Genomic DNA, 20,361 nt, shown 5'->3' on the forward strand with positions numbered 1-20,361 from the left:
ACGCAGGAGGACAACGACCCCGGAAACCCATACACTTATCCACAACCGGTCCTGCTATAGACCGGTCTCCACCCCGGCTCAAAATCCAATCGGCCCGGTGGCTCAAAATTCCGTCGGCGCGGACAGACTACAACCTTTCGAAGGCGCCATCGTTTTCCTTGCTGGACGAGCCGGCCCTCACGTTTAACAGCGAAGACACAGACCTCGACGAGAACCCGCTGCGCGGCCTTTTGCGTTTCGGTGCCTACAACGGCCAGACGTTCCAGGGGTACACGCCGAAGCTTCGCGTCGCGACGATCGCCCCTGCGTCAGGCTGGCCGAAGCTCCGAGGCCTGGTGGACACGATCCGATCGGGCCACGAGGCGAGCGACCGGCGCAACTACGTGCCGTCGTTCCCCGGATTTGAAAACCTGTTTCGCGTTCCGCTCGTTGCGGGGCCGAAGGACGCGCACATTAAGTGGCCTGACGATCTTATGGCCCTGGCGCGTACTGGGGCGCCCCATGAGCGGTTGTTTTCGGCGATGTCGGAAGCCATGGCGCGTCTGGATGCGTTGCACGACCAGTTTGATGTCGTTTTGGTGCATCTCCCCGATGCGTGGGCTACGGCATTCACGGCCAACGGATTCGACGCGCACGACGCGTTGAAGGCCCTTGGAGCCCGGTACGCCATCCCAACACAGGTCATCAACGATCGTGTTTTTACATTCCGGCTCAAGGCGTCGTTGGCCTGGCGCCTCGCCATCGCGCTCTTCACCAAGGCGGGCGGCATTCCGTGGAAGCTCGCGCCGCTGGCCGGTGTGCCAGAAGACACGGCCTATATTGGTCTCGCCTACGCGTTGCGCGGCGACCCCAAGTCCGCGCAGTTCGTTACATGCTGCTCGCAGGTTTTCGATGCGGACGGGGGCGGCATGCAGTTCGTCGCTTTCGAGGCCAAGGAGCAGGTGGCGGATCCGCGCGAAGCCAGGCGTAACCCATTTCTCAGCCGAAGCGACATGCGGGCGGTCATGGCACGTAGCCTGAGCCTCTACCTTGGGCGTAATGGTGGACGGCTGCCGCGACGTCTCGTTGTCCACAAAACGACGTCGTTCAAGGACGCAGAACTGCAAGGCGTCTTCGACGGCCTGTCGACGGTTCCAGAGGTGGAGTGCATCGAGATCGGAAGCAGCGCCACCTGGCGTGGCGTGTGGTTGAAGGAGGGGAAGAAGGGCGGACCCAGGAGTGTGCCTGATCGAGCGCCGGTGCCACGGGGAACTGTCCTCTCACGAACGGACCGGTCGGCGCTGTTGTGGGCGTCGGGCAATGCCCCGTCAGCAGCGCTCAGCGGTGCCTTGTTTTTCCAGGGAAGTAAGAGCATCCCGCGCCCGCTCAACATCATCCGGCACGCGGGCAGCGGTCCGCTGGAAGTGGCTGCGTTGGAAACCCTCGCGCTGACCAAAATGGACTGGAACAACGACGCGTTGTACGACCCGGTTCCGGTGACCATTCGCTATTCTCAACGGCTCGCGCGGACCATCGCCAACGTGCCAGACCTTCCGGGGCATGCGTATCCCTATCGCCTCTTCATGTGACTGCTATGTCGAGCCTGACCTCACGCGATCGTCGCTGCTTAGAACCGTTCCTCGACATGGGCAGCGGGTTCGTGCTCAACTTCTCCGACCGAACGATGGGTGAGTTTTTCCAGGAGCAGGTTGGCGTCAACATCTACGACGAGAAGTACCAGTTCAAAGGCACGTCCAAGGCTAAGCGGATGCGCGCATTCTGGGAACTGGAGTCCGACCACCTAGTGGCTCGGGCGCTCGCCGCGCTGATCGAATGGGGTGAGGAGTTCCGATGCTTGCCGGACGACCCGCAACTGCGCGCTGCCGTCGAAGCGATTGTTGCCCGGCTGAAACTCAGCAGTCTGGTCCCCGAGGCCGATGCCTTTACGGCGAGCGTCAACGCGTTGGATTTCGCCGCTGCGGCGAAGCACATTCGGGCCGCGATCGAGGCGAACGAGCCTGCGACGGCTTTGGACCGCGTGCACGTCTTCATGATGAAGTTCTTGCGCACGCTCTGCGAGCGGCGCGGCATTGCCGTTACGCGCGAGAAACCGTTGCACAGCCTGATGGGTGAGTACGTGAAGCACCTGCGCGGCGCCGGTCACATCGAAAGCGAAATGACCGAGCGAATCCTCAAGACCAGCATATCCAATCTGGAAGCGATGAACGCCGTGCGCAACGACCAAAGCCTGGCGCACGACAACCCCATGCTGAATCACGACGAGGCCGTACTGATCGTCAGCCACATCGGTGGCCTTGTCCGTTTTCTCAAAACCATCGAAGCGAAGATCCAGGCTAACCAGTCGTGACTACCCAGAAGACGTCCAAACGCGGCGAGTTCAACCCCAACTGGCCGGTGCCCGATGAATACCTGCTCGAACTCGGGCGCATGGTGAGCGTGTGGGGCTCCCTCGAGTCGACGGCAGCAATTGCAATCTCGAAACTGGCCGGCTATGAGTCTCCGACCGACATCCGTGCGTTGGCGATGGTGGCGCACAGCAACTTCCAGCAGCGGGTGGACATCATAAGCTCCCTGTGCGGACAGCTCGTGGATCGGGTACCTCACTTAAAGGACTACGAGATCGTCATCAAGAAAGTGCGGGCGGCCCAGGCGGGGCGCAACAAATACGCGCACAACGCGCTTTCTCTGGACGACGATGGCCAAGTTCACATCGCATACATGTCGGCTCGGGGCACGTTCAAGACCAACGTTGAGATCGTGCGGGTCGCCGATATTAGGGAGGTCACAGCGAAGATCCACGAAGCGGTGGTGGCGTTGCATGGATTGATCACCAATACCGCAGCCAAACCCATGTGGGAGCGCTGAGCACCGGGCGACCACCCCAGTTTCGGGCATTGTGGCTTAGCCTTCCGTCAGGCGTGTGTGACGCCGTGAGCGGTCGTAGGGTGGTGGTTCCCCACGCTGGACGTTGCGGTTCTGCTGAGATCCGGCGAGGATGCGCCCAACGAAACGAGAGGCGCATTGTGAGCCATCTGTCGCTTGAGTAACTGCACCTTCTTTAAGCAGAAACAGCATCTCACGGGGGCGCGCCGAAGAGTTTCCGCGCTGGAGTGCCGCCTACGGGCTAGTGACGCTGGCGGCGGTGCGAGGCCGGAAGAAACGGAGTTGCGGCGTTTGATGCGAATCGCTCTTGAAACGATGATCGTGCATCGCAACTAGGTGGAGCGGTTGGGTCAGCAGTGGCGGCACCTTGGTAACTGGTCATAGGCGTTTGCGCAGACGGAGTGTTTGGAGGCGGCGCGTCCACCAGGTCCGCTCGGGGTACGGTTCCGGCAGGTTGCGGAAGCGGCTGGTGCCACGGCTCTCAGGGGCGTCCAGGAACGTCCTGAGCCCGACATTGCCCTTGCGCGGGTCCGTCTCCTCGAAGATTCGATCGAAATCCGCGCGCTCGATCGGGTCCTGGCGATGCTTGGGCCACTTCGCGAACGCGTGGACGATGACGGCAGAATGCGGCTCGATTCCGTAGCGGCGCTGTGCCCGTGGCGCGGTTACTTCCCGGTAGTAGGTCGGTTGGTGGTACGCGTCACCTTGGAGCGCGAGGTAGAAGAGGTGGCGCCAATGTTCCTCGTGGTCGTCGGCGATCCGGCGGTGGACATTCACGCCGATCTCGCGCTTCAGCGCCTTGTAGGTTTCCAGGTTGCGCGCGGCGGTCAGCCAGTTCAACCGGTCAGCCGGGACAGGAGCGGTCTGGGCCCCGTCAACGGTCAGGGCGTTGTATGCGCGTTCGAGCGCACGCACGGCTTGGTCGAGCAGCGCCGCGCTTTTCTGGTAGCGCAACGGGCGGGTGATAGCGAAGACCGAGATGAGCACGGTCACCACCGACACGGAGCCGGCCAGTAAGCGCAGCTCGCCTTCGTTGAGGTGCCCGACGAACGATACCGCCGCAGTCGAGGCGTGCGACAACCACGCGATCATGCCCGATCTCCCGGCGCCGGCACGTTCAGCGCCACCGGCACCAGCTCGACACTCAGGCGGTATTCCATGAGTTGCACGCGCGGCGCGACCTTGCCGGCGTATTTGAGCTTGTCGCTGATCGAGTTCGCCACGATCACCCCGGACACATTCTTGCCCTCGGCCACGTGGTGCTCGATCCACCCCATGTAACGCTGCACCTGGCCCAACGCCGCATCGGGGCCCCGGCCCAGTTTCAACTCGAAGACCACGAAGTTTCCGTCACGATCTCGGAATACCAGATCCGCGGGGCCGCAGTCGGTCTGGTACTCCACGCCGTCCCTTCCGTCGGTGTCAACGAATAAGCTGAGGGGGCCGTGTGTCGTGGTGCTGGGAGGGTTGTGCGCCAGGTAGTCACGCAGGTGGCTTTCGAGCGCGAATGCACCGCCGCCGAATCCGTCGTCCAACGGTTCCGCCGCGTCGATGTCCTGCGGGGCCATCACCTCCTCGTTGGTTTCGTCCACGCGACGCACCGCTAGGCGGTTCGACGTTGGCAACGTCTGCTCGATCGACCACATGCCGTGCTTGTCCGGGTCGTACCACGTGACCTTGCCGCGGTTGGTGGCAAAGAGGAAGTCATATGGACCGTTCGCCAGGCGGGGCTTCTTGTTTTCCGGGTAGTTGACCCGGCCGACCCGGTTGACCGTGCAGATGGCTATCTGGCAGGCGATGGTAGCCTCGTTTAGATCCGGATACGCACGCAACAGGAGCTGCTTGATTTCCGCGTTGGTGGTCTCGCGGCCCAGTGGGGCCACGGCATCCCGGATGAGTTGCCAGATCGGCGGACGGTTGGTGGTGCTCACGGCTCAGGTTCCTCGTGTTGGTATGGTCGGTGGGCGACATACCCAAGCAGAACACGATTGAACCATGGTGCGACGAGCCGGCGCCAGAGGAAAAGTGTTGACCTGTCTGCGATCGCCAACTCGGTTGCAACGACCGGGTTTCAGCCGATGCGCGAGTCTGGCTGCTAGAAGAGCCGGTGCAGCGGAAAAAATTCAGGCTTGGCTCTTCGACCAACGATCCTTGACTTGCCGTTCTGGAATTTGTCTGCGCCGTTCGTAGCGGTCGGCGGTGCGATGGTGGAGTTGCCTCGCGCGAGGTGGGGAGCAGGAACGGGACCGTGGCAGTCAGTTCGTCGAACGTTCTATCGACTCGGGCCGGCCAGCCTAATCTCGATCTTGATCTGACACGTTATGTCCCGATGATCTGCTTGAGAGCCCAGCCTGCGAGCATCTTGACGGAATCAAACGTCAATTCGATACCTTTCGTTTGGGCTGTCGCTTTGATCTTTTCCCAGACAGGTTGAGAACGCATCGTGTCGAGCAGATCGTGACCGGCCATCGTCAGGCGCGGCGAGAATCGACTCACCATGAAATGGCCATTCAGGCCCCGCGTTACCTTGAGTCCGTCAACGTAGCCGTTATCGATCAACAGTTCGAGGTGCCCTAGAATTCGTGATTCAGCAGCACAGTACTGTGCGTCTTGATGAGCGAATTCTTGTTCCGATTGATCCGTCCATTTTGGCTTGGCAGGAATGTCGGCGAGTACGTCGTGCTCTTCTTCAATGTCGATAAGCTGCTTGCGCAGCAGATCCCAGTCGCGTTTCAAGGTTCTCTCCCGAGATCGTGAGTAGGGCGATGGCCAGAATGCTGTTATTGCGCATTGGTCGATAATGCTTGGGGAGTTGCTTGCTCCACATTGTCGTCTTGATTGCTCTTCAACACACGGCGCCTTCGCGTTTTTGGCACGGAATCAGTGAGCGACGGGCTTGGGCCAGATTGTTTAGTGTATGGCAGCGGATAGATTGTATCCGCCTTGAGCAATCTGCCGGCTGCGTCAGCTCGTAAGGCAACGAAAATCAGAAATGGCACCGCGATCAGGTCGAGCGTAAACATTGCAGCAACCGCGAAAGGATCGATGAGTTTGCAGATAACGCCGAACAAGACCAATCCAACATAGGGGACGATGATCATCAGCATCGTAATCTGAAAGATGCGTTGGAACGATAGTCTAGGATTTGGGCGTGCATCCTCAAAGCACTGCTCGTCCGCCCGGAATTTTATGATGGGGCCTGCCTGCTTGATGGTGCGAAGGACCGTCAGTGGGCAATCGCGCATGAGGGCAAATCGAATAGCATCGCCTGATAGCTCAACACCGAGCATATCCTTTGTCGCTAGCTGCAATGCACCAGAGGAGGCCGTATGCCCGCCGTTCTTCCGGTTCATGATGTCGTATAACCGTTTGGTGCGGCCTTGCGCTAACCTTAGACTACCATGTCGGAGTTTGAGCCACGTCACGGCCCCGAGAATTGGGGCAGTGAAAAAAGAGAAAGTCCCAATTGTTGCGATGCGGCTTTGTTGGACGAAGTCTACGATCGAGTTGATGTCCATGCATACCCCCAAACAATCTGCTATAGAAGAGTATGGCAGATTGCGGGCGTGACTTGCTGGATTGGCGGATCTTGTTTGTGCTCCGTTGTTGGTGCTGAGATCGAATAGGTGCCGTTCCAGCGACAGAATTCGCGCGTACATACGTTCATGTTGGCGGTCGCTTGCAGTAATGAAGGCGGTGACTGATGATGCGACACACGTTGTGATCGCTAACGAGAAAAAAAGAAAACGGCAGGGTGGCAAGGGATGCGCCCAAAGCGCATCCCAACCCAATATGCCCGTTGCTGACGACTTGTTACGACGGGCGCTTGCCGTCTTTACACCACGATCGCCATTCGCCGAGTTGGTCTGCCGTTACGATTGCGTCGTCGCCGTTCTCACGGTGAAAGGCCGCCGTCCAGATCGATACGCAGATCTCGTCGTCCGACGAGCTAGTCGTCGCTGCCGACTCAGATCGTCGTGTCGAGCTCGCGCTGCCTCTGGATTCTTCCTTGCATTCAGCTTCCCACCGGTTTCGTTGTTCGCTATTGACGTTTTCGCGAGGGTCGCCTGAGCTATAGAAAGCGGTGTATCGACGATCAAGACATGCGGTGACAGCGGGAGCCGGCGGCGATTCTTGTCCGTTCTGATAATCCTTCTCGTAGACAAGCTTGCCGTCAACATTCCAGCGTTTGACGGTGCCGTTCAACAGCCCATTTGTGTATTCCGCACGGCCGGTAAGTTTGCCGGTCGTCGGATCGTAGGTTTCCTCGGTACCTTCGGGTTTGCCGTTGACGAATATTGCGCGGTAGGTGATCTGCTTGCCGTCCGGCGCATAGCGCGTGAAAGGGCCATTGAGCTGTCCGTTGACATACGTCGTGAGCAAGATGCGGTTTCCGGTGTTTTCGTCGAACCCTTCTTCTTGACCGTCGGGAGCGCCCTTGGTCCAGTTCGAGGCGTGAACCAGTCGATGTGTGGTCGGGCTGTAGATTTCCTGTCGCCCATCTGGTTCACCGTCCCTGAACGTGATGGTGGCGAGCTTTTGACTCGCACCCTCTGGTGTGTAGACGGTCAAGAGGCCGTCGGGGCGTCCTCCCTTGAATGCCATTTCAAGCCGAACATTGTTGTCTGTGTTCGCCGCTTTGCAGACGGTTTTACCGTCCAGAATCCCGTTGTCAACGTGCGTATCGCAGTAGACCGGAACCGGAATGCGCGGATCGGTGGGGAAGTAGTCGATGCCGACGGACTGAACATAGTCGTACGTGAGCGTGGGCAAGACCCGCTCGACGCTCGTGACGACTTTGCGGAAGCCTGATTGAGACTCCAAGATGATCCCGCTCGGCACGTTGGTAAGAGTCCCGGAGAACGGTTTGTTCGCATCCCCGGCATAGACCTTGCCGTTAGCGAATTGGACGTTGCGATAGTCGAGCACGTCGCCTTTGCAGCCGGCCAATGCGAGGACCGTAACGAGGCTAGAAAGAATCAGCGGGTAGCGGTAGTTCGGTACTTTCATGTGAATGGTCCTGTTCTTATGTGGAAGCGGAATCGGTTGAATATCAACCAAATGAGATGAATCTCAACCTTGTAAGTCCTTCATGTCAAGAAGTCGATGCTCAACCATCTAGGTGGAATGGGAGCGGACATGCGGGATACGGAAGAAACGCGGCTCGCCCGGCGGATCGGCAAGGCGATTGCTCGGCGTCGGGAGGAGAGCCAACTGACGCAGGAGGACGTGGCTGAACAGCTTGGAGTCGGGAATGAAGCGATTTCGCGCATCGAGCGCGGTATCGTCATGCCGACGGTTGCTCGCTTGGTCCAGCTGGCCAAGGTGTTTCAGTGCAATGTCGCCGACTTGTTGACGGAAGCCAGTCACCGACCCGACGATCAGGCTCGGTATCTCAGCCAGTTGCTTACGAAGCTGGACCCTCAGGATCGTGAAACCCTGGTATCGATCGTCGAAACGCTCGCAGCTCGACTGGCACATAGATGAAAAAAAACCGACCGGAGAACCGGTCGGCGAAACGGTTCTGGCGATCCGAGGGTGATGTTTGCCAGAACCCAGGCCAAGGTTATGCACGTTTCTCGGCGAGCACGGTCAGGTGCGTCCGGTTCGAAAAGCAATGAGCGGACAGGACCTTGAAGCCATGGTCCGTCATGATTCGCCTCATGGCCTTCACTGAGAAGTACCAGAGGTGTCCCGGTGGCCCGAAGTGCTTCCAGTTCTGCCCGCGGCGGACAGCGGAAAAATGCGTGACACACGGCACGACGAAGTAGACGCGGCCGGCAGGCGCGAGCACGCGACGCACTTCCGACATGAACTCGCCCAGGTGCTGAACATGTTCGAGTACATGGAAACCGACGATGAACTCGAATCGGCTGTCCGGATAGTGCTGGTCGAACAGGCTGCCTTGCGCCACATCAACTCCGTTTGCGCTCATGTAGGACATCGGCCCGGTCGCATAGTCGATGCCTCGCAGGTCGAACCGCCGCGTCTGCCTCAGCGCCATTAGCAAGTGCCCTTCGCCGTAGCCGATCTCCAGCAGTTTGCGCCGGCCCGCTGCGCATCGGACGAGATTGCGCGCATGCCACCAGTTCTCGATCGATTTCGAAAAGCGCTTCGATAACCGCTTCCGGGAGACCGGCACGAATTCGTTGGCGTCGCCGTAGTAGCCGGAATAGAAATCGGTGAGCGTTGCGTCGGACGGTACGTTGCGGACGTAGACGAACCGGCATTCCGGACAGCGGTCGATGTAGTAGCCGTCCCGCTCGAAGTACGGCATTGGCAGGCTGCCGCATACCGGGCATGACAGGTTGAGGTAAGCATCCCCGCGGTGATGAATGTCTTTGGTCGTTTGCAACATCGTTTTTCCTTATAAGGGGCGGCTGGGGTCGTCGGTCACCCGCGATGGAGTGGGAGTGATCTGCTCCGCCTCGACAGGCAGTTCTGCATGCAGGACCGCAGCGCACGCCTGGTAAATCACCGGACCGACCACGCCGACGTTTGCGAGAGCGATTAGCCGCTCCCGACGGACTTGATCGGGAACGGCCCGGTCGCCGACGAGTACCCAAACCGCGTCAATCAACGCTTGCCGTGCTGCGCTCCGCCGGCTCAGATAGATCGCCCCCGCAATGGGACCGAGGCATACGGACGCAACGCCCCATCCGATCGGTGGCAAGCCGACGCGGCGAGCGCCGAGCCGGCGCATGTCGAAGACGACGGCCAGCGCAGTAGCGACGCCGCCGCCCAGCCAAATCAGTTGAAACATGTAAGCCTCTCGAATATACCGTATACGGATACAGGATATTCGAAATGCGTATCTAGAATCTCTTCATGACCCATCCAATCCACGACCCCCGCTATCAGCGGATCGCGACGCTCCTCGCCGAACTGCGCAAACAGCGCGGCTTGTTACAGCAGGACGTTGCCGACCGGCTCGGGCGCCCACAAGCCTTCGTCTCGAAGGTGGAAAGCGGCGCTCGCCGTGTGGATGTGGTGGAATTGCTCGATTTCCTGAGGGTGCTGGACGCGGATCCGCACGCCTTCATCGACGCACTGCTGAACCCGCCGATTTCGTCCCTGCCGCGATAACGCCTAGTAGTCGCCTGGCAGCAAAAACGTCGTCGATGAGCGATCCCATTCGGTGATGACCCAGACGGTTTGCCCGCCGGATAGGACGTAGCTGGACAGTAGGCGTAGCCCTGCGTCGATCGACAACTCGTTCTGCTGGCGATCGGACTCGGACAGGTCGCCCCAGTCGCCGCGCATGTGGCGGATCAGCAGGTCGATGATCGACACGCGTGCGTCGGCGATGACTTCCAGTGCGGTGGGTGTCGCGAAGATCCGGCCGAGCTTGAAGCGCGGGCCGACGTGTTGTACGGATGGCAGATTCACGAAATTCTCTAGGTAATGGACGAACACGAACCTCCGGATAAATCGGATACCGAGTTCGCTGAATGGATACGGGAAAGACGAGACGCAGAACTAGTCCCGGAACTATCGCGCTTCGGACGCTAGGGCGTTTGGATAGTGCTTCGCGAGAATCAGGTTCATCTTCTCGACCAGATCAGCACGCGTGAACGTCAAGTGCCCGTTGCCGTTCTTGAACCAGCACAAGTGGAAGTAGTCGTGCTCGGCCTCTGTCTTCCGTTGGCGCTGCGCGTCCGAGATGAGCGACGACATGCCATGCCGATGATCCGGCTCCGGCTTGCCATCGAGCACGCTGAACACCCGTGTCAGATCGTCCAGTTCATTCGTGACGGGATAATTCGAGCTGCCTTGCGAGAGCAGATACCGGACGATGATGCGCTTGCCGAACTTGAACGGCTCATTCGTCCTGTAATTCCACGACAGCCGCTGGAAGCACTGCAGTACGCCGCGTTCGAACATGTCGCCGCGCGCCCCGTAGAGTTGGGCGAAGGTGGCTTCGATGTTGGCGGCCGTCAATTCGGGCACGTCGCCTTCGGCGATCTGGTTGCTCCATTGTTCACGTGCCTTCGCATCCATGAAGGTGCGCAGGCCCGACTCCGACAACAGGTAGTCCCAGCCGCGGACATCGATGAGACGCACGATGGCGGCTTCCGCTTCGTCGCGCTTGGCATACTCTCCCGTGACGGTGGGGCGTCCCCGACAGCCGTAGCTCTCGTCGAGCACGAGCCTGGGGAACCCGAGATGCGCAGCTTTGGCGAGTTCTTGTGCCTGGCCGAGCAGATCGAGAGCGGCGCGCACGCGTTCGACGACGGCGACGCGCTGATTGGCGAGGTTGACGATACTGATGCTTGGAACGAGTGCGGTGGTATCCATGTGGCATGACGAGAATGAAGTTGAATGAAGGTGACAAGAAAACAGCCGGGCGCGAAGCCCGGCTGTTTATGCCGTCACGTTGTGTTCGGCAAGTTGGCGGCGTAGTTCGGCCGCCCGAGCCTGAGAGCAGCCAAGGTGACGTCGAATACCGGCAACGGTCGGACGAACGAGCCCGGCCGCGACATCCTGAATGAGTCGCGACAGGTGATCGTTGACGGGCGCTACAGTCGCTAACGGCGCAATCGGATCGTCGCGCGGCACATGACCGGTGGTCGTACGGTCGTGACTGGGCGTCACGGAATTGCGACTAACGGTCTCGTCGTCGTGACTCGCCGTAACGGGCATGACTGCCGGCTGAGTCATGCCGGCAGCATCCGTGGCTGGCACGACTGCGGGTTCAGTCACGGCAGGCGTCACCGTGACTGCTGCCGAGGTGACGTCAGTCACGACAGATAATGGCTTCGGTAACGGCGACTGAAGCGCGACAGACCACAACAGACAGGCCACACCTTCCAGTACTGCGGCGAATGCAAGGCTGGTCAGCAGATCGACACGAGCGGTTGTCGTGCCGAGTAACGCAGAGAGTCGTGACGTGACTGGATCGGCGAGTAACGCGTCCCGTTGTGCCGTGACTCGATCCGCCGTGACTCGCTGACGGCGGATGTCGTCGGCTTCGGCATTCAGCGCATCGATCGTGGCGGCGAGCGTGACCCGCCGACCTTCCAGCGTCACGCAGTTGCCGACGCAGTAACGGGCGTTGGCTGCGGCGAGCTGCGCCGTCACGGCGGCGCGTTCAGCCATGACGGCGGTCAGACTCCGAGCGGGTAACGGAGCTGAAGTCGCTTGCGCCGTTGCTGCCCGTTGCTCACCGGCGTGCTGTTGGGCGAACGCGAAAAACACAGTATGCCCGTAGCAGGCCGTGACCAGACACGCGCCCCATAGAACGCTACCTACGATCCGAACCGAAATCGGTGCATCCCGAATCAGCGCCGGTAACAGGTGCGCGCTCGTGACGAGCACCGTGCCGATCGCGATCCAGATCAGCCGTTCCGGTAACGTACCGCCGCGCTGCCAGCCCGCCAGGATCGACAGGCTGAGCGCAGTCACGGTTGCCAGCGCCGCCAGCGCGAACCCCCAGCGTCGAACACTCATACCGCTTTGCCGCCGAGCAGGACGGCTTTGCGTTCGAGCTTCTGGCGAAGCGTGGCAGGTGTGTCGGGAGAGCCACTATCGCCAGCGTCCGATTGCGGCGCATCCTGCGGATAGAACTCTTCGGCAACAGCGGCGCGCTCGTCGGGGCTATCCTCGAATGCACCGTTGGCGAAGCCGAGCCGAGCGGCGGCATCGAGTGCCGCTTGATCGAATCCTGCTTCCCGGCGGCGCGTATCGAGTTCCTTCGCCTCGATCAACGCTTGTTCGAGCTTGCTTTCCGCACGGACGCCGAGATCGACGTAATAGATGGCCGACCGAAAGCTTTGCGTGGTCGACTTGCCGCGCAACTTCAATTCCAGCGGCAGACAGGCCAGCAGGTTGCTGGACACTGCGCGGAAGTAGTGCAGGCGTGCGGCGAGCGTCCGGATACTGTTATAGGACGTGGTGCGGAAGATGAACGAACCGAGTTCATCGTCGTCGCCGATGATTACGTTCAGCCGGCCGTAGGGCTTGCAGCCGCCTTGACGACCGAACATGCAACCGTCCGGCGACGGGCAGGGCAAGGTTTCGATACCAGCGTCGGTGACGCGTCGGCATTGTTCACCGTTGCCAACGCACACGGGGCGTCCGGTATCGCGATCGAACAGGGAATATTCTGACCGTAGGTTCAGATCTGGATCTGAAAAAAGCATACGAACGGGAATCGCGCGCAGCTTGCCGGATGTTGCCTTGCGCAGCGTTTCGTTCAGCGGGTGCAACATCCACTCGCCACGCTGCTGTACCTGGGTGGTGAGGCTGAACTGGTCGTCTTTCTCCGGGATGCGTTTCCCGTTCTTCTCGACAATGCGCCCGATGGAAATTCGCCCGACGACGGGCGGCGTGATGGCAAGACCTTTGAGCATGATGGTCCTCAAAATAGAAAGGGGAGGGGAACCGCGAGCATCGCGCTGACTATCGGGCGAAGTGCGATTCGAGCTTGTTGTGGATTTCGCGAGCGACGCCTTGCCAGGCTTCGACGCTGATCAGCGGGTGAACGCCAAACTGCGCTTGCAAGGTGTCGAGGGGCACCGTCGCAACGCGTTCCGCGTGCTTGCTGAGCGCGTCCATCACGAACGCTTGTGCGAGCACGCCGTAGCGGGAGAACGTCATGATCTCCGTGAGACATTCGAGATTCGTCATGGCTGGTGGAGATCAGGCGGAAACGAGAAAGCGCCGGGAGCCCGGCTTCGAGATGGCGTACTGCTGTTCGAACTCGGGGTGGTCGGCGAGCAGCCGCGCGAGATCGACCGAAGACGAATCCTTGCTGCGCTTGAACGACACGGAGCCCGTCTCGAATACGGCTCGGGTTGCGTCCCCCATCGCTTGCTGGATTTGTTGCTTGAGCGTCGCTTCGAGTTGCTGTCGCGTTTCAATCTCGATCCTCACAGCGATCAGATCGGCAAACACGGATGACAGGCGGTGGTCGTCGCTGAAGTCGATCGTTTCCCCATTGCCGGGATAGAGATGGCGTAATGCTCGATCGGCGGATTCGGAGCCATCGGCGGGCGGTGGTGTATCGGATTCCACGAAGCGCCAGAAGCGTTCCTCCAGTTCGATGAGCCGGCCGATCAACGCGTCGTCCCGTTCGATTCGATGAATTTCGAGCGCCTGCCCGCAAAGCAAGACCGCGACGTGTGCTGCTGTCTTACCGGTGACTGCGAGCTGATGCTGAACTTGGATCTGTACGTATTCCGGCATGCCGTCCCGCCAGAGTCGGGCACCGTGTTCCCCTGCGGTCTTGCACTCAAGGATCTGAACATCGAGCGCACCGACAATCTCGCGATCGATGTTCGCGAGCATCCAGGGGATCGAAGGATGACGCAGCACCGCATTGACCTTGCGGACCTTGTTGCCCGTTTGTCGCGTGTAGACGGCCGCGACGATGGGTTCAAGCAGCACGCCAAAAAACGCCGGCGATCTCGTATCGTTCGGATCGGGCCGGGGCATGCCTTCCGCGCGTCCGGTCTTGTCGAGCCACAATTCCAGCGCACTCATGTACGGGTTCAGGCCGACCGCAGCAGCGGCATCCGATCCACCAATGCCGGTACGACGAACCGCGAGCCAGTCGTCACGCGAAAGTTCGTTGGTATTGACGAGCTTCAGCGCAGGCTTTCGCGTGCGCGGCGGCTCAGGGTGAGGGGCGTTCACGAGACCTCCAAAACGAAGAAGCCCGGCAGACGAATCTGACCGGGCCAAAGTGAGGAAATACGGGGGATAGGAACTACGTCGAGTTGGCGCGCCGGAATGCGTCCTGCAACGCGTTGTGAGCGAAGGTCGCGAGCTTGCCGTTTCCGAGGTGGACAGTCGTGCCCTGGGGCTTGATTTGCAGGATCGTGGCGTATCGGCCGCCGAACCGTAACCCGGCGCCACGCGGGATCTTGATTCGCGTGCCGACGATCAAAGGATAGGGCGGTTGGATCATGCGACAAGCTTCATGGCCTCGTCCCAGGCGCGTTGCTTGAGCGTTGCACCCGCACCGAACCAGGCGGCATCGAGACGATGATCGTCACTGCGCGCGCGGCGATGGTGGTCGACGTACTCGGTGACCGCGTTGAGCAATCCCCACGCCGTGGCCGATGCGGATGGCAGATCCGCGCCCTTACCGCGTCCGGCGTAGAGTTGCCCGACTGCCTTGATCGCGCGCTCGTTGACGGCAACCGTTTCGCGATCGGGGAGATTGGCGGTCGAGTAGATCAGCACGCGGCGCAGGAACGCTTCGGCCGCCGAGTCCGTCACCTTGCGTTCGGATAGCGCTTTGGTGCGGGCCATAAAGGCGTCCCATGTGGAAACGGCTATGCCGAGCTGTCGCTTCACGGCGGTTGCATCAAACTGAGATCGATGCGAGACCTTGATCGCGCCGGCGCTGTTCCCCAAAGCTATTTGCAGCGTGTTGTTGCAGACCACCCTGATCGACGTGAACTGCGCCGTCGTCGCGAGCGTGCCGTCGCACGCCGTGGCGAGCAGCAGGTAGCCATTTACCTGATCGCGGCCCTTGAGCATGCCGGAATGACCGGTCTTGGCGAGCGCCCAAAGCTTACGGCCTTCCTTTAACACGCCGGCCGTCTCGAGCTGGAAACCCCCGATCTCCGTCAGGTCTCGATAAAACTCCAAAATCTCTTCGGGTTGCACGACCTGATAGCGCGTGGAGACGACGGACAGCGGTGCCTTGGTGTCCGAGCGATAGAGGACCTTCTGCTCGGGAAACGCGTGAATCGAACCGAGATTGCGGCCGCCAGCGGCGACGAAGCGTACTTCGGCTTCCTCGATGCGCCAGTCCATGCCGGCGGCGCGCCTCCAGACTTCGAGCGGCTGTTTCGGGGCGAGCCGATGGCCGAGACCGTGCCAGGGTTCGGCGCCGACGTAGGCCATTGTTTGAACGAGATGCATGATTGCTCCTTGAAAAAAGACGAGGGCATACAGCCCGGCGAGCGCCGGACGGAAAGGGAATCGAGGGAGAAAGGCGAGAGGGAGGCGAGTTGTTCAGCTTTGCTTGGTACTGAAGGCGTGCCCGCAGGCGAGACAGTGATGATTGTCGAGAACGTTGTCATCAATTGCGCCACCGACAGCGGAGCCAGCCGCGCAGCCCGCGGCGCTGCCGACGAGTCCGGCGATCACCGCGCCGGCGAGACCGCCGAACAGCGTGCCGACGGGACCGGCGACCGAGCCGACGACGGCTCCGGTTTCCGCCCCAGCGAGCGCGGCGGCCATACCGCCCGTGGCTCCCGCGACGCTGCCGATGGTGCTGCCGGCTTTGCGGGCGCGATTGCGCGTGTCGATACGCGACGACAGGCAACGCGGACATCGGATCGTCGGCCCGGATGACGACGCGGCGGCGGGCTTGGGCGGCGCCGGCTTGTCCGGCTCGCCCATCAACGATTCGACTGCGTCGTGCAGGTGGCGAGCTTCGGTTGCAGGGAATGCGTGGGCGGGTTCTTCGCGCCTGCCGAACGGCGGATAGCTATCGCCTGATTCGTCGCTGGCTTCATGCGCGGCATGGACTACGTGATCGGGGTAAGGCGCGTACGCCTCCCATTCGTCAACTTTGTCGACATCGAACGCGCGTGCGACGGTGGTGCTGCGAGCTACGGGCGGATGACGGGCCGTTGTCCGGTCGTTGGTGACGAGCCAGTAGAAACCTGTCGCGAACATCGCGACGAGCGCGAGGCACAGCCCAATCAGCACAAAGGTAGGGGGATGAGAGATCACGGAAACTCCTGAGCGAAGTGCGCCAACACGGAAATGCATCAGCGGAGCGGCCCGTAACTGGCCGTGCTCAAGGAGGTGATATATGACTCAAAAAATTTTGATTACAGTGAAATCGGAAATAATTTCATGGTTCAAGGAGATGGGTAAATTTGACTCTACTGGGCGTAAATTTATCGAGCTTGGTGGATAGACGGTTCGGACTATCGTATTGTTCCGAAAGGCATTTATAATCTGCGCTCGGCAGAAACCCCACCTGAATACCAACCAAGGGCAAGCTGCATGGGCCATACCGCGCTTTACAGGACGTTGCGTCTGGGCGACGCACAATACAATCGTCTCGTCAAACTCGACACGCCGCTTGGCGTCGATTGGCTATTGCCGCTCTATGTGAAAGGAACGGCTAAGCTGGGCCGCGATTATGAATTCGTCATTGATGCGGTTTCACCACGTGGCAGTCAGATCGAACTCGACGCGCTGCTCGCCAAGCCCGTCACACTCTGGATTCAACAGACGGGCGGCACGTACATGCCGATCCACGGTTACGTTCACAGATTCAGCCGGCTGGGATCAGATGGGCCGTTGACCTATTACAAGCTCGCATTTTCCTCCTGGCTCTATTTCCTGCGCTTGCGTCGCGACATGCGCGATTGGCAGGAGCAGAATGGCGAGCAGATTTTGACCGACGTCTTCAACGAGCACCCGCAAGCGCGCGGTGCGTTCCGCTTCGACCTCCACAAGCCGTTGCCGTCTTATTCGAATCGTGTGCAGTGGGAGTACGACCTGAACTTTGTCCACCGCAGTCTTGAGGAAGTGGGCGTGTTTCCGTACTTCGAACAGGCTGACAACGGCCGATCGCACACGATGGTCCTGACGGACGATGTCTATTTTGTCCCGCAACTGAAGCAGTCCATTGTCGAGTTCAGTCACACAGGATTCAGTGGCGAGATGGACGGGTTTGTGCAATGGAAGGAGCAGCTTCAGATCGAAAGTGCGCAGCTGACATCACGTTCGTTCGACTACAAGCGTCCTGATCTTCCTCGTCAGGTTCAAGGCGTCACCGATACGCAGAACAAGCTGCCGACGGACGGTGAGGTCTACGACTACCCAGGCGCGTACATGTGGTCGGACCGGGAGCAGGGCGAGCGCCTCGCGCAGATCCGGCTTGAGGAGAGGAAGTCGCGGATGAAGCGCTTCCACGGAGTGGGGGGCTTGCGTTGTGCGATGCCCGGGCGGCGTTTCGAATTGCATGGCCATCCGGTCCACGACGCTGGAAGTCAGCAGGATCGTGAATTCGTGCTGCTCGGGGTCGACTGGCTGATTCGCAACAATCTACCGGGTCTGGATGAGGTGGGCGATTTTCCCGACGGACTCGCTGCGGAAATTGCGGAAGCGAAGGGCGGTGCGACGGTGGGCCACGCGGATGGCAGCGAAGGTTTTTTTCAGGTCGCGGTCGAGGCGCAACCGCGCAACGTTCCCTTTCGCAGCCCGTTCGAGCACAAGAAGCCGGTGATGCAGTTGCAGAACGCGATTGTTGCTGGACCAGGCGGGGAAGAGGTCTACACCGATTCACTGAACCGGGTGAAAGTCTGGTTCCATTGGAATCGCCGTAATGGCCAGGACGAGCGAGCCTCGGTTTGGGTGCGCCCGACGTTTCTCGATGCGGGTTCGAACCGGGGCGGGATTCAGCCGCTACGCAAGGGCGATGAAGTGGTCGTCGGTTTCATGGAGGGCGACTGCGACAGGCCCGTCATTATCGCGAGGATGTACGGGGGCGCTACGCAGCCGGTGTGGCATACGAACGGATTGCTGTCCGGTCAACGTTCGCGCGAGTACGGCGGCACCGGCTACAACCAGCTCGTGATGGACGACTCGACGCAGCAGAATCGGCTCCACCTTTACTCGAGCAGCTATCAGTCTCACTTGCACCTGGGGTACCTGATCCAGCAGACGGACAATACGCGCGGCGCGTTCCTCGGCAGCGGTTTCGACCTTAAATCGGACGCATACGGCGCAATTCGCGCGGGGCAAGGGTTGTTCGTATCGACGCACTCTGCCACGACCAACCAGCCATTGAATGTGACGGCGGCGTCTGAGCAGTTGGCAAGCGCGGAAAGCGTTGTCGAGTTGACGTCTCAGGCAAGCGTATCGAATCAGGCGGAAAGTCTCGAAGAGGGGCAAAGCGCGCTGAAGAAGTTCACGAATGCGACGCAGTACAGCGTGGCCGGTGGTGCGGGAAGCGGAGGCCGAACGGGCGGTGGTGGCACCGGAAATGCGAACGGGTTTTCAACACCGATCATGCTGATTGCGAGCCCTGCCGGAGTGGGCGTGTCAACGCAGGACTCGGCACAGCTCACGGCCAACCAGCAGGTCAATATCGTGAGTGGCAAGAGCACGCATGTGGCTGCCGGCAAATCGCTGATCGTGAGTGTGATGGAAAAGATCAGTCTGTTCGCGCAGAACGCAGGGATCAAGCTGTTTGCGTCCAAGGGCAAGGTAGAGATTCAGGCGCAGAGCGACGAGATGAAGCTTGCGGCGCTCAACGACGTGACGATCACGAGTTCGAATGGGAAGGTCGTTATCTCGGCCGAAAAGGAAATCTGGATCGGCGCAGGCGGCTCGTACATCAAGATCACGCCTAATCTGATCGAGAACGGAACGAGCGGGCAGATTCTCGAGAAGTGCGCGAATTGGGACAAACCGGGCGCGTCGTCGATGCGCCTGCCTTCGCAGATTGCCAGCGTGCCGAAGGGCTGTTCGTGGAAGACCGCCGCGGCATCAGCCGATAGCGCGTCGAGCGTCGTGCTGGAGTGACTGAATGGAAGCATTCGAACCGGTTGATGACGGGAACCGTGAGTCCATCGATTCGATGGTCAGCGTCTTGCGAGCCTATTTCGACCAGCAGCGCGAGCCGCGCTGTTGTCTTGTTGTCGACCCGAGTCAGCGCGCGTTGCCCCAAGCTGACGAGGGCGCACCCTCGTTCGGTGATCAGCCTAGTGCCGTCGTCGCGATTGCACACGACGCTTTCCCCGATGATCATCGTCCGTACCTGATCGAATTGGATCTGTCGACATCCGAAGGTACGGTGCTGCTGGCTGAAAGTGTTCGGCTGGCTTTCGAAGATCGACATCCGGACGCGGTCGCAAAGGGCTTGGGCCAGCGAATTGGCGGCTGGTTGGCGAGCGACGCGACGCTAGAACAGATCGCCGAATACTGGTCAAATAACGTGCTGCAGATTGACGATCAGGGACGTCGATGTGCATTGCGTTTCTATGACGCTCGGGCGTTGAGCCTAATGTGGCCGATTCTGTCGGATGCACAGAAGCAGGCCTTGCTTGGGCCGGTAAAGGCCTGGCACGCGCTGGATGCCTGTGCTAAGCCGTGTGTCTACTCGTCGGCAACGGCGTTGCGTGCAGAACTGGAGTTGACCGACGGACAATGGCGTGACATCCACCGCCATGGCCTGATCAATCGAGCGCTTGCGTTGCACATGCTGACTACGCAGCGACAGCCTCGATCGAGCGAAATCGAGACCGCGATTGCGAGCGCTGCCCGCGCGGAGCAGCACGGACTTGCCGATCGTGAAGACAAGATTGCCTTCATCGGGCATGCGCTGACATGGCATCCCTATTTCGATCGTCATCCGATTGTCGCACAGGCATTGCGTCAGCGTGCTCCGGACGAGTTCTACACGGCTACAGTCGGCGAGTTAAATGACGACGAGATTGATGTGATTTGCCGCGGGAAGTGGTACGGCGAGTCGACGGCCGCCTCGTCTTCCTAGTC

At 60.2% G+C, this 20,361-nt stretch carries 23 protein-coding genes; 7 read left to right on the top strand and 16 right to left on the bottom strand.

The genetic code is table 11. The features are described 5' to 3' along the window. Positions 1–158: 158 nt before the first annotated feature. Genes HWX25_RS27615 through HWX25_RS27625 form a run of 3 tightly spaced genes read left to right on the top strand, consistent with a single transcriptional unit; the run spans position 159 to position 2,865 of the window. The gene (locus tag HWX25_RS27615) at positions 159–1,568 is read left to right on the top strand and encodes a nuclease PIN (protein ID WP_244138799.1); all 1,410 of its coding nucleotides are present in this window, start codon (positions 159–161) and stop codon (positions 1,566–1,568) included. A gap of 5 nt (positions 1,569–1,573) precedes the next feature. Then, positions 1,574–2,347: an abortive infection family protein gene (locus HWX25_RS27620; RefSeq protein ID WP_085512528.1), complete on the top strand. Its 774-nt coding sequence runs from the start codon at positions 1,574–1,576 to the stop codon at positions 2,345–2,347. Further along, positions 2,344–2,865, top strand: a complete 522-nt coding sequence (locus tag HWX25_RS27625; protein ID WP_175911614.1) for a hypothetical protein — start codon at positions 2,344–2,346, stop codon at positions 2,863–2,865. Before HWX25_RS27620 ends, HWX25_RS27625 begins: the two co-directional genes overlap by 4 nt. Before the next feature lie 396 nt (positions 2,866–3,261). Here the strand turns inward: HWX25_RS27625 and HWX25_RS27630 are convergent, their stop codons facing one another. The 5 genes from HWX25_RS27630 to HWX25_RS27650 all read right to left on the bottom strand — a co-directional run bounded on the left by HWX25_RS27630 (position 3,262) and on the right by HWX25_RS27650 (position 7,893). Continuing rightward, a complete protein-coding gene (locus HWX25_RS27630; RefSeq protein ID WP_175911615.1) occupies positions 3,262–3,975 on the bottom strand; it encodes a hypothetical protein in 714 nt (237 codons plus the stop codon). Continuing rightward, positions 3,972–4,814 (bottom strand): endonuclease NucS domain-containing protein, encoded by an 843-nt coding sequence (locus HWX25_RS27635; protein WP_244138800.1) that lies wholly within the window; start codon positions 4,812–4,814, stop codon positions 3,972–3,974. Before HWX25_RS27635 ends, HWX25_RS27630 begins: the two co-directional genes overlap by 4 nt. A gap of 388 nt (positions 4,815–5,202) precedes the next feature. Next, positions 5,203–5,619, bottom strand: coding sequence for a DUF2513 domain-containing protein (locus HWX25_RS27640; protein WP_175911616.1), 417 nt, complete (start codon positions 5,617–5,619; stop codon positions 5,203–5,205). 44 nt (positions 5,620–5,663) lie between these two features. Next, the gene (locus HWX25_RS27645) at positions 5,664–6,401 is read right to left on the bottom strand and encodes a hypothetical protein (protein ID WP_175911617.1); all 738 of its coding nucleotides are present in this window, start codon (positions 6,399–6,401) and stop codon (positions 5,664–5,666) included. 295 nt (positions 6,402–6,696) lie between these two features. Continuing rightward, positions 6,697–7,893 carry a toxin-antitoxin system YwqK family antitoxin gene (locus tag HWX25_RS27650; RefSeq protein ID WP_175911618.1) on the bottom strand — a complete coding sequence of 399 codons (1,197 nt, stop codon included), beginning with the start codon at positions 7,891–7,893 and terminating at the stop codon, positions 6,697–6,699. Positions 7,894–8,022: 129 nt separating this feature from the next. Here HWX25_RS27650 and HWX25_RS27655 point away from each other — a divergent pair, with 129 nt between their 5' ends. Continuing rightward, positions 8,023–8,370: a helix-turn-helix transcriptional regulator gene (locus HWX25_RS27655; RefSeq protein ID WP_175911619.1), complete on the top strand. Its 348-nt coding sequence runs from the start codon at positions 8,023–8,025 to the stop codon at positions 8,368–8,370. Between the two features lie 79 nt (positions 8,371–8,449). On the opposite strand, the gene HWX25_RS27660 is transcribed toward HWX25_RS27655, so the two are convergent. Both HWX25_RS27660 and HWX25_RS27665 read right to left on the bottom strand, forming a co-directional pair. Then, positions 8,450–9,241, bottom strand: a complete 792-nt coding sequence (locus tag HWX25_RS27660; protein WP_244138801.1) for a methyltransferase domain-containing protein — start codon at positions 9,239–9,241, stop codon at positions 8,450–8,452. A gap of 9 nt (positions 9,242–9,250) precedes the next feature. Then, positions 9,251–9,646, bottom strand: a complete 396-nt coding sequence (locus HWX25_RS27665; protein WP_175911620.1) for a hypothetical protein — start codon at positions 9,644–9,646, stop codon at positions 9,251–9,253. 65 nt (positions 9,647–9,711) lie between these two features. Between HWX25_RS27665 and HWX25_RS27670 the strand changes: the two genes are divergently transcribed. Next, positions 9,712–9,969, top strand: coding sequence for a helix-turn-helix transcriptional regulator (locus HWX25_RS27670; RefSeq protein ID WP_175911621.1), 258 nt, complete (start codon positions 9,712–9,714; stop codon positions 9,967–9,969). A 3-nt stretch (positions 9,970–9,972) separates the two neighbouring features. Here the strand turns inward: HWX25_RS27670 and HWX25_RS27675 are convergent, their stop codons facing one another. From HWX25_RS27675 to HWX25_RS33555, 9 genes are all read right to left on the bottom strand, one after another. Next, complete coding sequence (locus HWX25_RS27675; RefSeq protein WP_175911622.1) at positions 9,973–10,272, bottom strand: hypothetical protein; 300 nt, start codon at positions 10,270–10,272, stop codon at positions 9,973–9,975. Between the two features lie 102 nt (positions 10,273–10,374). Further along, positions 10,375–11,181 carry a DUF4942 domain-containing protein gene (locus HWX25_RS27680; protein ID WP_175911623.1) on the bottom strand — a complete coding sequence of 269 codons (807 nt, stop codon included), beginning with the start codon at positions 11,179–11,181 and terminating at the stop codon, positions 10,375–10,377. Between the two features lie 66 nt (positions 11,182–11,247). Continuing rightward, on the bottom strand, positions 11,248–12,333 hold the full coding sequence (locus HWX25_RS27685; protein WP_175911625.1) for a hypothetical protein: 1,086 nt from the start codon (positions 12,331–12,333) through the stop codon (positions 11,248–11,250). Further along, a complete protein-coding gene (locus tag HWX25_RS27690; protein WP_175911627.1) occupies positions 12,330–13,235 on the bottom strand; it encodes a phage capsid protein in 906 nt (301 codons plus the stop codon). Before HWX25_RS27690 ends, HWX25_RS27685 begins: the two co-directional genes overlap by 4 nt. Positions 13,236–13,284: 49 nt before the next feature. Continuing rightward, positions 13,285–13,512, bottom strand: a complete 228-nt coding sequence (locus tag HWX25_RS27695) for a hypothetical protein (RefSeq protein ID WP_175911629.1) — start codon at positions 13,510–13,512, stop codon at positions 13,285–13,287. Positions 13,513–13,524: 12 nt separating this feature from the next. Beyond that, the gene (locus HWX25_RS27700) at positions 13,525–14,520 is read right to left on the bottom strand and encodes a lambda-exonuclease family protein (RefSeq protein ID WP_175911631.1); all 996 of its coding nucleotides are present in this window, start codon (positions 14,518–14,520) and stop codon (positions 13,525–13,527) included. Positions 14,521–14,593: 73 nt separating this feature from the next. Next, complete coding sequence (locus tag HWX25_RS27705) at positions 14,594–14,794, bottom strand: hypothetical protein (RefSeq protein WP_175911632.1); 201 nt, start codon at positions 14,792–14,794, stop codon at positions 14,594–14,596. Beyond that, positions 14,791–15,759 (bottom strand): DUF932 domain-containing protein, encoded by a 969-nt coding sequence (locus HWX25_RS27710; protein WP_175911633.1) that lies wholly within the window; start codon positions 15,757–15,759, stop codon positions 14,791–14,793. The genes HWX25_RS27705 and HWX25_RS27710 overlap by 4 nt, the downstream gene beginning before the upstream one ends. A gap of 93 nt (positions 15,760–15,852) precedes the next feature. Continuing rightward, positions 15,853–16,578 carry a hypothetical protein gene (locus HWX25_RS33555; RefSeq protein WP_244138802.1) on the bottom strand — a complete coding sequence of 242 codons (726 nt, stop codon included), beginning with the start codon at positions 16,576–16,578 and terminating at the stop codon, positions 15,853–15,855. A 279-nt stretch (positions 16,579–16,857) separates the two neighbouring features. On the opposite strand from HWX25_RS33555, the gene HWX25_RS27720 reads away from it, so the two are divergent. Together HWX25_RS27720 and HWX25_RS27725 are read left to right on the top strand one after the other, a co-directional pair. Then, positions 16,858–19,389, top strand: coding sequence for a type VI secretion system Vgr family protein (locus HWX25_RS27720; protein ID WP_175911634.1), 2,532 nt, complete (start codon positions 16,858–16,860; stop codon positions 19,387–19,389). Between the two features lie 4 nt (positions 19,390–19,393). Then, positions 19,394–20,359 (top strand): DUF4123 domain-containing protein, encoded by a 966-nt coding sequence (locus HWX25_RS27725; protein WP_175911635.1) that lies wholly within the window; start codon positions 19,394–19,396, stop codon positions 20,357–20,359. Positions 20,360–20,361: the final 2 nt, after the last annotated feature.

The sequence above is a fragment of the Burkholderia sp. BCC1640 genome, from assembly GCF_902833125.1.
GTDB lineage: Bacteria > Pseudomonadota > Gammaproteobacteria > Burkholderiales > Burkholderiaceae > Burkholderia > Burkholderia diffusa.

Excerpts from the sequence above, each read along its gene's own strand:
- HWX25_RS27630 (WP_175911615.1), bottom strand. The coding sequence starts at position 3,975 with ATGATCGCGTGGTTGTCGCACGCCTCGACTGCGGCGGTATCGTTCGTC.
- HWX25_RS27665 (WP_175911620.1), bottom strand. The coding sequence starts at position 9,646 with ATGTTTCAACTGATTTGGCTGGGCGGCGGCGTCGCTACTGCGCTGGCC.
- HWX25_RS27685 (WP_175911625.1), bottom strand. The coding sequence starts at position 12,333 with ATGAGTGTTCGACGCTGGGGGTTCGCGCTGGCGGCGCTGGCAACCGTG.
- HWX25_RS27650 (WP_175911618.1), bottom strand. The coding sequence starts at position 7,893 with ATGAAAGTACCGAACTACCGCTACCCGCTGATTCTTTCTAGCCTCGTT.
- HWX25_RS27655 (WP_175911619.1), top strand. The coding sequence starts at position 8,023 with ATGCGGGATACGGAAGAAACGCGGCTCGCCCGGCGGATCGGCAAGGCG.
- HWX25_RS27695 (WP_175911629.1), bottom strand. The coding sequence starts at position 13,512 with ATGACGAATCTCGAATGTCTCACGGAGATCATGACGTTCTCCCGCTAC.
- HWX25_RS27680 (WP_175911623.1), bottom strand. The coding sequence starts at position 11,181 with ATGGATACCACCGCACTCGTTCCAAGCATCAGTATCGTCAACCTCGCC.
- HWX25_RS27660 (WP_244138801.1), bottom strand. The coding sequence starts at position 9,241 with ATGTTGCAAACGACCAAAGACATTCATCACCGCGGGGATGCTTACCTC.
- HWX25_RS27645 (WP_175911617.1), bottom strand. The coding sequence starts at position 6,401 with ATGGACATCAACTCGATCGTAGACTTCGTCCAACAAAGCCGCATCGCA.
- HWX25_RS27705 (WP_175911632.1), bottom strand. The coding sequence starts at position 14,794 with ATGATCCAACCGCCCTATCCTTTGATCGTCGGCACGCGAATCAAGATC.
- HWX25_RS27720 (WP_175911634.1), top strand. The coding sequence starts at position 16,858 with ATGGGCCATACCGCGCTTTACAGGACGTTGCGTCTGGGCGACGCACAA.
- HWX25_RS27690 (WP_175911627.1), bottom strand. The coding sequence starts at position 13,235 with ATGCTCAAAGGTCTTGCCATCACGCCGCCCGTCGTCGGGCGAATTTCC.
- HWX25_RS27710 (WP_175911633.1), bottom strand. The coding sequence starts at position 15,759 with ATGCATCTCGTTCAAACAATGGCCTACGTCGGCGCCGAACCCTGGCAC.
- HWX25_RS27620 (WP_085512528.1), top strand. The coding sequence starts at position 1,574 with ATGTCGAGCCTGACCTCACGCGATCGTCGCTGCTTAGAACCGTTCCTC.
- HWX25_RS27725 (WP_175911635.1), top strand. The coding sequence starts at position 19,394 with ATGGAAGCATTCGAACCGGTTGATGACGGGAACCGTGAGTCCATCGAT.
- HWX25_RS27670 (WP_175911621.1), top strand. The coding sequence starts at position 9,712 with ATGACCCATCCAATCCACGACCCCCGCTATCAGCGGATCGCGACGCTC.